The organism is Marinobacter sp. KMM 10035, from assembly GCF_046537445.1.
GTDB lineage: Bacteria > Pseudomonadota > Gammaproteobacteria > Pseudomonadales > Oleiphilaceae > Marinobacter > Marinobacter sediminicola.
Window position 1 is genome coordinate 1,572,477 of record NZ_JBBVMG010000001.1, and the last position, 15,588, is coordinate 1,588,064.

At 53.6% G+C, this 15,588-nt stretch carries 15 protein-coding genes and 1 pseudogene; 11 read left to right on the top strand and 5 right to left on the bottom strand.

The window, feature by feature from the left end:
• Window positions 1-30 precede the first annotated feature (30 nt).
• Window positions 31-459 (top strand): Lrp/AsnC family transcriptional regulator, encoded by a 429-nt coding sequence (locus tag AADB16_RS07100; protein ID WP_309045097.1) that lies wholly within the window; start codon window positions 31-33, stop codon window positions 457-459.
• A 408-nt stretch (window positions 460-867) separates the two neighbouring features.
• Window positions 868-2,550: an AMP-binding protein gene (locus tag AADB16_RS07105; protein ID WP_410802288.1), complete on the top strand. Its 1,683-nt coding sequence runs from the start codon at window positions 868-870 to the stop codon at window positions 2,548-2,550.
• A gap of 116 nt (window positions 2,551-2,666) precedes the next feature.
• Here the strand turns inward: AADB16_RS07105 and AADB16_RS07110 are convergent, their stop codons facing one another.
• The gene (locus tag AADB16_RS07110; protein ID WP_200369013.1) at window positions 2,667-2,861 is read right to left on the bottom strand and encodes a hypothetical protein; all 195 of its coding nucleotides are present in this window, start codon (window positions 2,859-2,861) and stop codon (window positions 2,667-2,669) included.
• Window positions 2,862-3,001: 140 nt separating this feature from the next.
• Here AADB16_RS07110 and AADB16_RS07115 point away from each other — a divergent pair, with 140 nt between their 5' ends.
• Window positions 3,002-3,901 (top strand): LysR family transcriptional regulator, encoded by a 900-nt coding sequence (locus tag AADB16_RS07115; protein ID WP_200369014.1) that lies wholly within the window; start codon window positions 3,002-3,004, stop codon window positions 3,899-3,901.
• A gap of 18 nt (window positions 3,902-3,919) precedes the next feature.
• Here the strand turns inward: AADB16_RS07115 and AADB16_RS07120 are convergent, their stop codons facing one another.
• Window positions 3,920-4,561, bottom strand: a complete 642-nt coding sequence (locus tag AADB16_RS07120; protein WP_410802290.1) for a lysozyme-like domain containing protein — start codon at window positions 4,559-4,561, stop codon at window positions 3,920-3,922.
• A 167-nt stretch (window positions 4,562-4,728) separates the two neighbouring features.
• On the opposite strand from AADB16_RS07120, the gene AADB16_RS07125 reads away from it, so the two are divergent.
• Complete coding sequence (locus AADB16_RS07125) at window positions 4,729-5,547, top strand: DUF2059 domain-containing protein (protein WP_410802292.1); 819 nt, start codon at window positions 4,729-4,731, stop codon at window positions 5,545-5,547.
• A gap of 66 nt (window positions 5,548-5,613) precedes the next feature.
• Here AADB16_RS07125 and AADB16_RS07130 read toward each other — a convergent pair whose 3' ends face one another.
• On the bottom strand, window positions 5,614-5,892 hold the full coding sequence (locus AADB16_RS07130; protein ID WP_303596297.1) for a peptidylprolyl isomerase: 279 nt from the start codon (window positions 5,890-5,892) through the stop codon (window positions 5,614-5,616).
• Between the two features lie 183 nt (window positions 5,893-6,075).
• Between AADB16_RS07130 and AADB16_RS07135 the strand changes: the two genes are divergently transcribed.
• The 4 genes and pseudogenes from AADB16_RS07135 to AADB16_RS07150 form a co-directional block, all read left to right on the top strand.
• On the top strand, window positions 6,076-7,662 hold the full coding sequence (locus AADB16_RS07135; protein ID WP_298448597.1) for an ABC-F family ATPase: 1,587 nt from the start codon (window positions 6,076-6,078) through the stop codon (window positions 7,660-7,662).
• 171 nt (window positions 7,663-7,833) lie between these two features.
• Window positions 7,834-8,388 (top strand): DUF1415 domain-containing protein, encoded by a 555-nt coding sequence (locus AADB16_RS07140; RefSeq protein WP_410802294.1) that lies wholly within the window; start codon window positions 7,834-7,836, stop codon window positions 8,386-8,388.
• Between the two features lie 16 nt (window positions 8,389-8,404).
• Entirely contained in the window at window positions 8,405-9,136 is a 732-nt protein-coding gene (locus AADB16_RS07145; protein WP_410802296.1) for a spermidine synthase, read from the top strand.
• Window positions 9,137-9,161: 25 nt separating this feature from the next.
• Window positions 9,162-10,052, top strand: a pseudogene (locus AADB16_RS07150) (NAD-dependent protein deacetylase); the annotation flags it as partial.
• Window positions 10,053-10,067: 15 nt separating this feature from the next.
• Here the strand turns inward: AADB16_RS07150 and AADB16_RS07155 are convergent.
• Window positions 10,068-11,477: a sodium-dependent transporter gene (locus tag AADB16_RS07155; protein ID WP_298448589.1), complete on the bottom strand. Its 1,410-nt coding sequence runs from the start codon at window positions 11,475-11,477 to the stop codon at window positions 10,068-10,070.
• A gap of 88 nt (window positions 11,478-11,565) precedes the next feature.
• Entirely contained in the window at window positions 11,566-12,663 is a 1,098-nt protein-coding gene (locus tag AADB16_RS07160) for a Leu/Phe/Val dehydrogenase (RefSeq protein WP_298448587.1), read from the bottom strand.
• A 428-nt stretch (window positions 12,664-13,091) separates the two neighbouring features.
• On the opposite strand from AADB16_RS07160, the gene AADB16_RS07165 reads away from it, so the two are divergent.
• The 3 genes from AADB16_RS07165 (at window position 13,092) to AADB16_RS07175 (ending at window position 15,585) form a co-directional block, all read left to right on the top strand.
• The gene (locus tag AADB16_RS07165; protein WP_410802298.1) at window positions 13,092-13,829 is read left to right on the top strand and encodes an AzlC family ABC transporter permease; all 738 of its coding nucleotides are present in this window, start codon (window positions 13,092-13,094) and stop codon (window positions 13,827-13,829) included.
• On the top strand, window positions 13,826-14,137 hold the full coding sequence (locus AADB16_RS07170) for an AzlD family protein (protein WP_410802300.1): 312 nt from the start codon (window positions 13,826-13,828) through the stop codon (window positions 14,135-14,137). Before AADB16_RS07165 ends, AADB16_RS07170 begins: the two co-directional genes overlap by 4 nt.
• A 122-nt stretch (window positions 14,138-14,259) precedes the next feature.
• Window positions 14,260-15,585 (top strand): hypothetical protein, encoded by a 1,326-nt coding sequence (locus AADB16_RS07175; RefSeq protein WP_410802302.1) that lies wholly within the window; start codon window positions 14,260-14,262, stop codon window positions 15,583-15,585.
• The last annotated feature ends 3 nt before the right edge of the window (window positions 15,586-15,588 follow it).

Consider the following 15,588-nt stretch of genomic DNA (forward strand, 5'->3'; position numbering starts at 1 on the left):
CTTATCAAAATAACGGAGGTATTTAGCACAATGATGAAAAGCAAAGATCAGAAGCTGCTAATGCTGCTGCGCCAGAATGCCAGAGCCAGCATTACGGATCTGGCCAGAGCTTTGCAGTTGTCCCGCTCAACGGTTCAAAGCCGAATCTCCCGGCTGGAGGCCAGCGGGGTGATAGTCGGGTATGCGGTTCAGCTGGGGGGGGCGTTTTCTGCCAGCCAGGTGGAGGCTCATGTCTCTATTAAAGTGGCCCAAAAGTTAACAGCGCGAACAAACAATGCACTCGAGGGAATTAGCCAGGTAGTGCAATTATTTTCAGTAAGCGGAGAGTACGATCTGATAGCGATCGTGCAGGCTCAGTCTCTTGAGGAGCTGAGCGCAGTGTTAGACGAAATTGGTAACCTGGAGGGCGTTGAGCGCACTAACTCAGCCGTGGTGTTGGAAACCCGCTTCCGGCGTTAGGCGTTTGTTCGCAGCCTTTTGCATTGATGCCTCAGGTGCCCAGCATTCCGGAAAAAGCGCTGTATAGGAACGCAGCAGAGCCAAGCAGGATAAATGCCCAGGCTGGGAAGATAAGGGCGGAGCGGGTTGTCGACTGCCTCATGGCGGTCTCCTCTGAGAGGTTAAATTCGATAAGCTTCGAATTTCACTCTAGACCAATCTTGATGGATGTCATACAAAAAATGATCAACTTTTTTGGCGCGTGACCAAATATGGGATGGATTGGTCATTGAGTGGGGTGTTTAATGCCATTGAGCTATCGCTAAATAACACTACTATTTGTGAAGCTGAATGAAAGTGCATTAGAGTGAATGTGTATTCATGTATTGACCGGAATTCGTTAACGATAACAATAACCAGGAGTTTTTCATGGCATTGGATCCTCGCAAGCAGACCTCTTTGCACTGTTTGTATTATTGGGCAGAGAAAAGCCCTGAAAGCACATACCTCACCCAGCCTTATCCAGATGGAACACTAGAGGACATTAGTTGGAAGCAGGCTGCCGACCAGGTGTCGCGCATGGCTGCTCACCTGAATAGTCTTGAGCTCCCTGAAAGAAGCAATATCGCCGTTCTGGGCAAAAACAGTGCGCACTGGATTCTGTCGGATCTCGCTATCTGGGCCGCCGGCCATGTATCTGTGCCGCTATACCCCACGCTCAACGGGGATGCTGCTGCCTATGTTCTTGAGCACTCTGAGGCAAAGCTGTTGCTTCTGGGTAAGCTTGATGGCCTCGCAGATGGCTGGGACGATATAAAAGGGCACATTCCCTCAGACCTCCCCGTTATCTCTCTGCCCATGTCGCCGCGAGAGGACACCCCCAAGTGGCGAGATCTTATTGCCAAGCATGAGCCAGCTGCTCCGAAGTTACCGGACCAGGATGCACTAGCCACGATCGTGTATACCTCAGGAAGTACTGGCCGCCCTAAAGGGGTTATGCAAAGCTTCCGAGCCATGATGGCGGTTGCAGATGGTTTGCAGCAGATGTTCACAGTGTCATCCGAGGACCGCATGCTGTCCTATCTGCCGCTTGCACATGTGGCAGAGCGGGCAGCGGTTGAGACTCAGTCGCTGTATTTTGGCTTCCAGGTATATTTTGCCGAGAGTCTGGATACTTTCCAGCAAGACCTTCAGCGTGCCAGGCCAACTCTGTTTTTCTCTGTCCCGCGCTTGTGGATGAAGTTCTACCTTGGGGTGAACGCCAAGCTGCCCCCCAAAAAACAAAAACTGCTATTCCGCATCCCGATTCTGCGTTCCGTGGTGAAAAAGAAAGTGCTCAAACAACTGGGGCTGGATCATTGCCGGGCCGCACTGACAGGGGCCGCACCTTTATCGGAAGAAATCATCCTGTGGTATCGAAACCTTGGGCTGGAGTTGCTTGAGGTTTATGGCATGACTGAAAACTTCGGATACTCCCATGCCAGCAGGCCAGGACGAGCCAGGATAGGATTGGTCGGCGAGGCCAATCCGGGTGTGGAGCACCGCATTGGCGAAGGTGGTGAGCTGGAGGTGAAAAGCCCGGGAATGATGATGGGCTACTACCAAAACGAAGAGAAAACCCGCGAGGATGTTACTGACGATGGTTTTCTCAGAACCGGTGACATGGGTGAAATCGACGCAAGTGGCTATCTGAAGATTACAGGTCGGGTAAAAGACCTGTTCAAAACCTCTAAAGGTAAATACGTTGTGCCGGTTCCTATCGAGAACCGATTTAACCATCCTTCGGTGGAAGTAGTCTGTGTGGCCGGTGCCAACCAGCCTCAGCCTTGTTTGATGATCCTTCTGTCAGAAGATGTTCGGGATGCGCTTTCAAATGGAATGGACCGGGCGGAGCTTGAGCAGGAACTGCTGAAAGAGTTGAACGCAGTAAACGAAGAGTGCGAAGCCCACGAAAAAATATCCTTCGTGGTGGTTGTAAAAGAGCCCTGGACCATGGAAAACGGAATGCTCACGCCAACCATGAAGATCAAGCGAAACGTAATCGAAGACACCTACAATCGCAAAATGGACAGCTGGTTTGAGCAGAAAAAGAAAGTAATTTGGGAATTATGATCGGGTAATGCAAAACGCCGGTGGCTCTGAGATCAGAACCACCGGCGTTTTCAGTTTGGCTACTTGCTTCAGAGCTGCGCTTTAGGGTGCAGCTCTTTACGTTTGCCTGACTGGAATCAGTGTCCGCCTTGCATCTGAACGATATCGGGCGTTGCTTCTGCAGCCTTACGGTTGAATGACCGCAGTTTACGGCTCATGAACTGGACCGCCATCTTCGCTGCCGCACGTGTGTGCTGGCTTCTCACTTCAGCACCATTGTGGAGGATGCTGGATGGTAGCGGTTTAACGGTTGCCATATGTCTTTGTGCCATAGCGACTTCCTCCTTTTGGTGAGTTGCTATTTGTGATCGGTTAAAAACTATTAACCTGAATTTACATTGAATTGTAAGGGTATTTTTTTGCAGCGTAAATACGTTAAACTCCGTACTCATGTTGCAAATATGCAGTAGCTATGGACTGGGATTATCTTCGATATATACACGCTCTGGCAATAGGCGGAACCCTCGCGAAGGCCGGAGAATTACTGGGCGTGCATCAAACTACCGTTTTGCGCCGACTCGACCAGATGGAAGAGACGTTGGGCGTACAGTTTTTTGAGCGCAACCGGGATGGGCTTCAGCTGACACCAGTGGGGGAAACCGCTTTCCGTAATGCGGAAAAGCTGTCAGTAGAAATGGAAAATCTTGAGCGCAAGCTGGTTGGACAGGATGCCGCGCCTGTGGGCAAAGTACGGCTGGCAGCTGAAGACACGATGATGAGCGAGTTGCTCGGGTCGGTTCTGGCTGAACTGGTGCGTGAATTTCCCGACATTGAGCTGGAAGTGCTCACCGATAACGACGTTACCAATCTTACCCACAGGGAAGCCGACCTCACTTTGCGCCCCGAGAACAAGCCTCAGGCAACGCTGGAGGGTGAGCGCATAGCGGCCATTGAATCGGCGGTATACGGCTCTGCCAGCTACTGTCGGCGCCACCGCAATATGGATATTGAAAACCAGCCAGAAGACTGCCTCTGGATTATTCCGGATGACACCTTCAGCCACCTGGCAACCGGTCGGTGGTACCGCAAGCACCTGAAACATGCCACGTCGGTCATTCGCTGTAACAGCTTGCACGCCATGCATGCGCTGGCGCGGTCAGGCGCTGGCCTTGCGGTTTTGCCATGCTATTTGGGGGAGGGCACCAAAGAACTCCGCCGCCTGTCAGATCCGCTCGAAGGCGAAAGTGTCGACCTTTGGGTGCATGTAAGCCAGGACACTCAGCAAATGGCGAGAATTCGAATTGTAAAAGAGTTTCTGGTGGACAGGCTGCGAGCTCAGGCCTCGGCAATCGAGTTCAACCCGACACCCTGATCACCGGAGCGTTTGCGCTCAGCCACAGAATGGCCAGAACTGATACCACCGCCAGCACTGGAATTCCTGCTCGCAGGATTTGAGCTGATTGTCGTACCGAAAAGCCCGTGACTGCACCCGTGAAGCCAAGGCTGTAATAGAAGGCTTGCGGGCAAACGTTTTGCGGGCGTAGCCGCCGCGGCCTTCGTGGTATGCCAGGTAAAGTTGGCGCGGGCTATGAAAGGGAATGCCGAGTTGGCGATGGGAGAGGTGGTTGTACCACCCCACAAAATCCAGTGCGTACTCCATATCCGTGCGCACGGTGAATAAGCCATCGCCGTTAGCAGCAAGGTACTCGCCCCAGGCAGGGTCCAGTGCCTGGGCGTAACCGTAAGCGGTGGTTGGACGGCTCCAGGGAATGAAACCCCATAATCGGGTTCTCGGTGGCCGGGCATGACTGCGGAACGAAGACTCGTAGTACACGAAAGCCATCTGGGTAGCGATGGGTGTTCCCCAGCGTTCCTGGGAGTCTTTTGCATAGTCGTACCAAACCGTGTGTTCCCGAAAGATCTCGCACAGATGGTTCGGGTTGATGGGTGGTTCCGGGGCGAGCAAGCTGAAACGCAGTGTTGCCCAGGTGCCGATAATTAAGCCCAGAACCGGAAGTCCGTACCATTTCACGCGGGATCGCCACCGATCACGACGGGTCTGGCGCTTTCTTTTGCGTGGACGGGATCGCGTCCAGAGCTTTCCTACCAAACTGTCATCTCCGGAACCCATGGATTGCTTGCTCAGGGGAGGGTGTGCGTGTCATAAACGCAGCATCCATCAAACAGGATGATAGTTAAATGAAGCTTGGTACCCTAGTTAAACCTCTTTTAATCACTGGCCTGATGCTGGCCGGCCCCGCCATGGCAGCGCCTAGTGCTCAGCAAGTGCTGACGGCATCGCCTATCGACGATATTGTTGAACGCTACCCTGCCATGATGAGCGAAGGCATTCGCGAAGGCTTGAAACGCAGTCAGCAGCTTCCTCCCATGGTTGCAGACACCATTGGATACGTTGTCAGCAACAGTTTTCGTGCGGCGGATATAGAGCAACAAATAGTGAGAAACCTGGAGCGCGACCTCTCCGGGAAGCAGCTTGAAGCCGTGGACGGCTGGTACAAGACACCGGTAGCCCGGAAAATCTCGGCTGCGGAGATTGCGGCTTCAGACCCGGCCGCGTGGCAACAGATTCAGGCCAAGGCTGCTGAACTGAACCAAAAGTACAAAGGTACGGACCGTGCCCGGATGTTCGAGCGCTTTGATCGGGCGGCCCGAGCCACCGAAAGTGCTGTAGATACCACAATTGCTGTGCAGCTTGGATTGACGACAGCCATGGCTGCATTCAGCTCTGACTCAGCAAACTACGAAGAGCTTAAACGGAAGATAGAAAGCCAGCGAAGTACCATACGGGGCGTTGTTGAGCAGCAGGTATACGACAGTTATCTGCATACTTATGAAAAAATAAGCACTCAGGAAATGGGGTTGTATATCGATTTTCTGGAAAGCGGGCCGGGTTCTGCATTTTCGAAAACTGTCACCCAGAGTATTCAGCAGGCTATTACCGATCCGATTGAATCCATCGGCAATCAGATGGTTAAATTCCTCGCCCCTCAAAAGTAAAAGCGGTGCTGAAGAGGCTGGCTTCTGAAACAATCAGAAGCCAGTTTGCAAGCAGTGCCGGGGCGCTTAGCTGCGGCTGGTTACTTCCAGAAGGTGGTAGCCAAACTGGGTCTTGACGGGCCCGAGAACCTTATTGACTTCACCGCTGAACACCACTTTATCAAACTCTGGAACCATCTGGCCGGGGCCGAATGAACCCAGGTCGCCGCCGTTACGGCCAGACGGGCAAGAAGAGTGCTGCTTCGCTACTTCCGCGAAATCCTTGCCACCTTCAATTTCTTTCTTCAGCTCTTCGCATTTCGCTTCGCTGTCTACCAGAATGTGGCGTGCAGTTGCCTGTGTCATGAAAACGTTCCTTAAATAAAATGAATGGGTAACTCTGTAAAGGAATGCTGCCTTTCCCCCGCGCTCTAGGCAAGCCCTTTTTATGCGTGTTTCTGCGGCCTCACGGTTACCATCGCAAACCTGTACAATGCCGGCTTTATTTAGCCGGTGCTGCGCTGGCCCTTACTTCTATAGGTTTGTTTCTTGATCTCTACTGCCAATATCACCATGCAATTCGGGGCTAAACCCCTATTTGAAAATGTTTCCGCGAAGTTCGGTAACGGCAACCGCTATGGCCTGATCGGGGCCAACGGCTGCGGTAAATCCACTCTGATGAAGATTCTCGGTGGTGACCTGGAACCGTCTGCCGGCCAGGTTATGCTGGAGCCGAACGTTCGCTTGGGTAAGTTACGGCAGGACCAGTTTGCCTACGAAACTTGTTCAGTCATGGATACCGTGATCATGGGCCATGAAGAGCTGTGGAACGTTAAAAAAGAGCGTGACCGCATCTATTCGCTGGCCGAGATGAGCGAAGAAGACGGTATGGCGGTGGCAGATCTGGAAGTTCAGTTCGCGGAAATGGACGGCTACACCGCCGAATCCCGCGCTGGCGAATTGCTTTTGGGCCTGGATATTCCACTGGAACAGCACGAAGGGCCGATGAGCAGCCTGGCCCCTGGCTGGAAGCTGCGCGTGCTGTTGGCACAGGCGCTGTTCTCTGATCCAGATGTATTATTGCTGGACGAGCCCACCAACCACCTGGACATTAACACCATCCGCTGGCTGGAAAACATTCTGGTGGCTCGCAGCAGCACCATGATCATCATTTCTCACGACCGTCACTTCCTGAACAGCGTGTGCACCCACATGGCTGACCTGGACTATGGCGAGTTGAGGCTATTCCCGGGCAACTACGATGAATACATGACCGCGGCCACTCAGGCCCGCGAGCGCATGCTTTCAGATAATGCGAAGAAGAAAGCACAAATTGCAGAGCTGCAGCAGTTCGTAAGCCGCTTCTCCGCCAACGCATCCAAAGCAAAGCAGGCCACTTCTCGCGCCCGTCAGATCGACAAGATCCAGTTGGATGAAGTAAAGCCTTCAAGCCGCGTTAGTCCGTTTATCCGTTTTGAACAAGGCAAAAAGCTGCATCGCCAGGCGGTCACCATCCGGGATCTGACCAAAGGTTTTGATGGCAATACGCTATTCAACAAGCTGAACCTGCAAGTAGAAGCGGGTGAACGTGTGGCAGTAATTGGTCCCAACGGTATTGGTAAAACCACTTTGTTGCAGTGCCTTGCAGGTGCTTACGAGCCGGACAGCGGTGAAGTGAAATGGACGGACAGCGCCGAAGTGGGCTATTACGCCCAGGACCATACGGACGATTTTGCTGACGATGACACGCTGTCGGAATGGATGGCGCAGTGGACTACCGGTGGTGAGCAGCTGGTTCGTGGCACACTGGGCCGCATGCTGTTCTCCGGTGACGATATTGGCAAGTCGGTGCGGGTAATTTCCGGTGGTGAGCAGGGGCGCATGCTGTTCGGCAAGCTGATTCTGCAAAAGCCGAACGTAATGCTGCTGGATGAGCCTACTAACCACTTGGATATGGAGTCTATCGAGGCGCTGAACCTGGCACTTGAGAACTATCCGGGTACACTGATTTTCGTGAGTCACGACCGTGAGTTTGTGTCTTCCCTGGCCACTCGGATTATTGAGTTGACGCCTGAGGGGATTACGGACTTTAGTGGGACTTATGATGATTATCTTCGTAGCCAAGGGCATCTTTGATCTGACATAGCTTAGAGGCTGGGCCGGCTGGCAGGGCTGTCCGAAAACCGCTGTGGATACGTCCGTGTACGCTTGGCTCCGCCATCCATGGCTCCGCACATTTTTGGACAGCCCTGCCAGCCGACCCGAATTAGGCTTAAGAGGTTGGATCAACAACTAGAGGGATTGAGTGTGAGCGATGGAACGGTAGTTCAAGCGACCCGGAAATGGGTTGAAGACGTTGTTGTTGGTTACAACCTATGTCCGTTTGCCAAGCGCGAACTGGTCCGGGACCGGGTTCGGTTTGTGGTATCCGAGGCTGATAACGAGGATTCACTTCTCCAGGCCCTGCAAACAGAACTTCTGCGTTTGGACGATGAGCCGGAAATCGAAACCACGCTTTTGATTCATCCTCAGGTACTGCAGGACTTTGCAGACTACAACGAGTTCCTGGGTGCTGCCGACGGGTTGTTGACCTATCTGGACATGGAAGGCATCTACCAGATCGCCAGCTTCCACCCCGATTATCAGTTTGCTGGCACTGAATCAGATGATGCGGAGAACTACACCAACCGATCTCCGTACCCCATGCTTCATCTGTTGCGTGAGGCTAGCCTGGAAGCCGCGATTGATAACCATCCGGATGTAGACGGTATTCCCCCGCGTAATATCGAATTGATGAACCAGCTCGGTGCAGAAAAAATGCGGGCTGTTTTGGTTGGATGCACGTCCGACCTTAGCGAATGATAGAAGAGGCAATACAGTGGGACGACTGTTCGCACAAATTGATAGCCAGCCCTCCGAGATCGGCGAAATCACACTTCGCCGCCGGCGGATTCCCGCACTGGGTGACCGGGATATATTCGAGGTAAAACTCGGCGAAGAATTCCTCATGTCCAGCATGTTCGTAGACGCTGAAGTCGCACTTTCAGACCTCGGGTTGAACGAAACGGAAGGCGACAACCTGAGCGTTGTCGTTGGAGGCCTCGGGCTAGGCTATACCGCCGTGGCCGCACTCAAGCACGATCGGGTAGGGGAGCTGCTGATCGTAGAATACCTGGAGCCGGTTATCCGCTGGCACCAGCAAGAATACGTGCCCCTTGGCAAAGATATTAACGCCGATGCCCGCAGCCGCTACATTCATGGCAGCTTCTTTGATCTTGCCATTGCCGATCCCGAGTGCGGCGGATTTGATCCACAAGCGCCCGGCAAAGAGTTTGACGCCATCCTTTTGGATATCGACCACTCGCCTCGCGCGCTGCTGAGCGACTCCAACGCCAGCTTCTACACCACCGACAATATCAGCCGCATGGCCAGGCAACTTAAACCCCGTGGTATCTTTGCCATGTGGTCCAATGAAGGCGAGGACGCCGTATTCATGGAAGTGTTACGGGAAATATTCACCGAAGTGGTCTGCCATGTAGTGAGCTTCTACAACCCGTTCCAGAACAGGGAATCGTTCAACACTGTATACGTGGCCCGCAAACCGGGCTGAAATAGCCGGAGAGTGTGAACCAGTGATGACCTACCGAACCCGACCCTTCAGTTCGAATCAGCGCCTGCCCGAGCTGGATGCACCGCAGGTTATGCATGAGCCGGAGCAGGCGGGAGAGATGCTGGCAGACTTCATTCGCCGCAACCCCAAGCTAATGATCTTGACTGGCGCAGGTGTAAGCACAGATTCCGGCATTCCCGATTACCGCGATGGCGAGGGCGCATGGAAGCGTAAGCAACCGGTTCAGCACCGTGAATTCATGGACAGTTACGACATTCGCCAACGATACTGGGGGCGCAGTTTGATTGGCTGGCCTGTTATCCGAAACGCACAGCCGAATCCCTCCCACTTCCATATCGCTGAACTGGAAATGCGCAATCACTCTAGTCTCGTGGTTACCCAGAACGTAGACCGCCTGCATCAAAAAGCGGGTACACAGGGCGTAAGCGATTTGCATGGACGTGCAGATGAAGTGCTTTGCATGAGTTGTGGCTACAGATGCCCCCGAGACGAAGTGCACGAGCGCTGTGCAGATCTCAATCCGGCGTTTCAGGGCTTCAAAGCGGAAGCTGCTCCAGATGGCGATGCTGATTTGAACGTGGATTTCACCGGTTTTCGCCTCGCAGACTGCCCAAACTGCAGCGGCATACTCAAACCGGATGTTGTGTTTTTTGGTGATTTTGTACCGAAGCAACGGGTGGAATTGGCGAAGGACACGCTCAAGGCCAGTGACGGGTTGCTGGTTATTGGGTCTTCTTTGATGGTTTACTCCGGCTTTCGCTTTTGCAGGTATGCAAAGGAGTTAGGTATGCCGATAGCTACCCTCAATCTGGGCCGTACGCGTGCCGAGGAGTTGGCGGAATTGAAACTGAATGCAAGAATCGGGGAGACCCTGAGGGCCTCCCTCGATCACCTATCGGTCGGGCGCTGCTTACGCCCCTACAAGGTTGTACACAAATACCGTACCTACAGCCACCGGCGTAATGAACCGCACGGTAACGTACCAAAGATTGAACATGGGCTTGGAGAGCGCCAGTTCTTCCTCCATGGCCTTGCGGGACATAATCCAGCCAGCAAATACTGCAACCAGCAAACCGCCCAAAGGCAACATGATGTTGGCGGTAAAGAAATCCAGCAGGTCAAAGATTGTTTTGCCTTCCAGCATGGTGATCCATCCCAGTGGTGCAAAGCCCGACCACAGGTTGAGGGAAAGGATCGAGGCAATGCCCAAAGCCCAGCACACAAAACCTGCCCCCAATGCACTTTTGATGCGATTCATGCCTTTTTGTTCTTCCAGCCACTCTACAATTGGCTCCAGTAGAGAGATGCCCGACGTCCATGCAGCAAAAATTAACAGCACAAAGAACAATGTTCCGAACAGGCTGCCCATAGGCATCTGACCAAAGGCCAGTGGCAGCGTTTGGAAGATCAAACCCGGCCCCGCGCCCGGTTCAAGGCCGTTCGCAAAGACAATCGGGAAGATAGCCAAGCCAGCGAGCAATGCCACGCCAGTATCAATCACGCACACGGCAATCGATGTTTTGGCGATGGAAATATTCTTTGGCAGGTAAGAGCCGTAAGCCATCATTACCGCCATACCCAGGCTCAGAGTAAAGAAAGCGTGCCCCAGTGCGACCAGCACGCCGGCGGTAGTGAGTTTGGAGAAGTCTGGTTGAAACAGGAAGGTTACCGCCCGCCCGAACTCGCCAGTGGTCATGGCAAAGCCAACCACTGCAAGCAGCAAAAGGAAGAGGGCAGGCATGAGAATGCTGACAGCCCGCTCAAGTCCTGCGCGAACGCCCTTGGCTACTACAAGCACTACCAGGGCCATGAACAGGGTGTGCCACATCAAGAGCGTTTTGGGGTCTGCCAGAAGGCTGGAGAAGAGTTCGCCAATGGCATCCGCAGACTGGCCCGTGAATTGCCCACTAGCGGCAGAACCCACATAGGATACGGCCCAACCACCAATCACTGAATAAAACGACAGAATCAGAAAGCCGGCGATAACACCGATTGCGCCAACGGCTCGCCAGGCAGGGTTCAGCCCTTGTTGTTTCGCAATCTGTTTGAGGCTGTTTACCGGGCTTCGGCCGCCGCGACGACCAATAAGTACCTCAGCCATCATGATGGGCAAGCCTATGGCGGCAATACACAACAGGTAAACCAATACAAAAGCGCCACCGCCGTTTTCGCCGGTAACGTAAGGAAACTTCCAGATGTTGCCCAGACCAACAGCAGAACCTGTGGCCGCAAGAATAAATGCAAAACGGGAAGACCAAAGCCCCCGTTTTTCGTTCGAACCTTCCATTGTGGCTGAGCTCGGACCATTAAAATCAGACATGATTGTCTCCTGCCAGATACTTGTTTTTGTTTGGAAGAACCGGGGCCCGGAGTTGCATAAAGGCCCCGTTAAAAATGTCTACGACTATTCAGGCGCCGGCAAACTGCTCGCTCGGTGTTTGAACCGCGCTTGCGCGTTTCCGGAAACGTTCTTCTGCCAAGGTGTTGGCAACCGCTCCGGTGGGAATGCCGCTGCTGTCAGAGCGTTTGAAGATCTCTGAAAGCGTCCGACCAATGCCTTCTACGTGAGCTCGCACTTCTTCTGAAGAGGCTCCGGTGCGCTCACAGAACACATCTATGATGCCACCTGCGTTAATTGCGAAATCCGGCGCATAGAGGATGCCGCGATCCGTAAGTGCCTGATCATGATCCGGGCGTTGCAGGAGGTTGTTGGCCGCACCCGCAATAACCGTTGCTTGCAGCCGGGGGATACTGTCGTCGTTCAATACTGCACCCATGGCGCAGGGCGCTACTACATCGACTGGCAGGAACAGAATGTCCTCGGCCGTTGCTGCATGGGCGCCGAGTTCGTCTACGGCACGTTGCATATTTTCCTGGTGAATATCGTACACCCAGAGTTCTGCACCCGCCTCTTTCAAATGCTGGGCCAGGCGGTAGCCCACGTTGCCCACGCCTTGAACGGCAACTTTCAAACCAGTCAGGTCCTCACGGCCGAGCTTGTGCTTTACCGCTGCTTTCAGACCAACAAACACGCCATAGGCTGTGGTTGGAGAAGGGTCTCCGTTACTGGGCAGACCATCAAAACCCATGTGCTCAACAATGCCGGCAACGTGTTTGGTGTGCCTACCCATCACTTTGAGATCGGGCACGCTGGTGCCAGAATCTTCAGCAGCAATGTACTGGCCACCAAGACCTTCCAGATGCTTACCCATGGCTTCCAGCAAGGCTTCGCTTTTTTGCTTGCGCGGGTCGCCAATAATGACGGACTTGCCGCCGCCCAGATCAAGATTGGCAAGCGCGGACTTGTAGGTCATGCCCCGCGAAAGGCGCAGAACATCGCGTAAGGCTTCTTCATCGCTGGCGTAGGGGAACATCCTGCAACCACCGAGAGCCGGGCCACGGGAGGTGTTGTGTATGGCAACAATGGCTTTGAGCCCGGTTTCCGGGTCACAGAAAAAAGACAGGTGTTCGTGGTTATCAAATTCGGGATGGCTGAATACAGTCATGGGATCACCTCTCTTCCTTGGCCCGAGCGGGCGCTAAGTTGCGGAAACTAAAGGCGACTATCTTAGCAGGTAGGAACAAATGTGCACTGCACATGACGTCTCGAAGACGTGCTGATATTGGCATGTTGAAATCCTCTCCACGTGGCCGGATCTCGGCGGCAGTGGCAGTGTTGTTTTTGTCGTCCGGCTTGTGGCCGGCGGTTTTGATTTCAGGTGCCCGGACCCCTCTCAGGGGGTAGCCCTTATGAGGCCGAGCTAAAGCTAAACTAATCGCTGTTGACGTTAACGTCAATTCGAAAAGCGGCGTGGCATTATCTAATCCATGGTGAAATATTAGTTGCATGTGCAAAACTTCCTGTCAGATCAACAACTCACACCTGCGGAAACTACTGATACGCCCGGCACGTAAATTTCCTTAGCTTGCGTAGATGAAAAATGCCGCATATCCCTACCAGTTTCAGCCCGCGAAGGTTCGTTCCGAACTGATTCGCATGCTCCCTATTTCATTGTTTGTTGTGGCATTTGGTGCTGCTTTTGGTCTTGCCGCCGTGCAAGAGGGGGTGGGGCCGATCGAATCGTTGTTGATGAGCACGCTGGTTTTTGCGGGTGCGTCACAATTTGCAGCCATTGATATGTGGGGGGCTGAGGTTTCGGTCATCCCCGTTATGGTTGTTGTGTTTGCAATAAACTCTCGCCACCTGTTGATGGGTGCGTCGCTTTATCCAATGTTGAAAGACGTTACCCCCGCTAAGCGGTATGGCATTTTATTGCTCCTCACCGATGCTAACTGGGCCGTATCTGCTCAGGAATACCAAAGTGGCAGGCGCAATCTTGAGGTGATTCTCGGGGGTGGCCTGGTGTTGTGGCTTGCCTGGATTGTTGGCACCTGGCTAGGCGTGTATTTCGGGGGGCTTTTGCAAAACCCGAAAAGCCTGGGGATGGACATGGTACTGGGATGCTTCCTGCTGGCCATGGCTCTGGGCGGCAAAAAGAACCCTCGAGTGCTGGTGGCCTGGACGCTGGCGGCTGTTGCTTCACTGGCAGCCTGGAAATGGTTGCCTGCTAACACTCATGTGGTGGCCGGAGCTCTTGCCGGCGGAGTTGTTGGGTATTTTTGGCTTGAAAAGAAACCTGAAGAAGAGCCGGCAGAGGGGGCCTCCACATGACCATCGAAACCACCACTGGCGGCGTTCTTGTACTCATACTGATTATGACCCTGGTTACACTGGCAACCCGGTTCGGCGGTGTGTTTATCATGTCCTTCGTGCGCATAAGCCCTCGTATTGAGAGCTTCATCAATACCATGGCCAGCTCTGTGCTGATTGCCATCATTGTGCCTATGGCGTTTGGTGGCGATGCGGGAGCGCTTGCGGCGCTCGCCGTAACGGCTGTTGTTATGCTAACTCTCAAGAAGCCGCTGCCTGCGATTGCGGCGGGTATTCTGGCGGCTGCGCTGGTGCGGTATAGCTTATAGAGTAATCTGCTTTGGCTTCAGCGGCGGCACATTCGCCAGTTTGCACAAAATTCATTCAAGTTCATTTCACCTGAGCCGTTAAGCCAGTAGGTGACTAATGAACTTGGAGGCAAGCCCGCGCCATGATTGTGTCCAGCCAGATTTCGTTCTTGCAGGAAAATTCCCGCCACACAACGGCCTTTGATCAGAGCCAGCTTCGGATTAACCAGCAGCGATTGCCCGGTGCTGGCAATGGCAATTCGGCTGGCAACGCACAGCTGAATGTTATACGCGATGCGGCCTACAGATACACAAGCCAGGAAAGATTGGGTTTCAGCAGTTCCAGCACTGTCAGTGGTGGCGATCGCGATGGCGTGTTCACCAGCGCCCAGCTGGCCGAGAAAACCACGGAACTGATGCTTCGTGGGCAACAGGCCATCAGTGTCAGCCGCGCCGCCCTTGGTGGTGAGGCCGGAGAAGCCAAAGGCAGCATGACGGTTGAGGCCAGCCGCTATATGTTCTACTCCGAGAGCGAATCCCGTTCATTTACATCATCCGGCAGCATTTCTTTGGAAAATGGCGAAACCATCGATTTCACCTTGTCACTTCGCCAGTCGCAATCCAGAACCTATGAATACTCCGAAAGCCTGCGCATCGAAGAGCGCCCGATGACAGACCCTTTGGTGATCAACTTTGGCAACGCCACGGCGAAGCTCACCGACACCTTGTTTGAGTTTGATCTGGAAGGTAATGGGAAAACCGGGCAGTTTGCCGCTCTCGACAGTGGTAGCGGCTACCTGGTATTTGATCGCAATGGCAACGGAAAGGTGGATGACGGCACCGAACTGTTTGGCCCCCAAAGTGGCTCCGGGTTCAGTGAACTCGCTAACTACGATGATGACGGCAATCTTTGGATTGATGCCAACGACGAGGTGTTTTCCTCTTTGTCTGTTTGGGTGCAGGGAGCAGATGGCGAGCAGACCTTGAGGTCCCTTAACGAAGTGGGCGTGCAGGCGCTTTATGTTGGCAGCGCAGAAGATAATTTCACTCTGACCAACAGCCAGGGCGTGCCGTTGGGAGAAGTTCAGGCTTCAGGTATCTACCTGACCACCGATGGTGACGTGCGCACACTCGAAGAAATCAATCTGTCTGAGCAAAATACTGTGGATGTTCCTCCGACACAGCAGCGTCTTGAGGGTGGGGGTGGCAGTGGCCGTGACGGAAATATGGGTGAGGTCGGCGGGCTTGAGGGAGCCAGAATAGAGGCCATTCGCGGCGCGCTGGAAAAACTCAATGAATTGCGAGAGAAGCAGAAAGCATTTATTGAGGAAACCAAGGATTTAGGTAAATCGGACTCACCGCTGGATGAGTACATGAGCATTATTGACCGGCTACGCCTTGAACTGCTGAGTAGCCAGAATGAGAAGCAGCAGGCTGCGAGCCGGTACCTGGAATTTGCCAAATCCTGACCT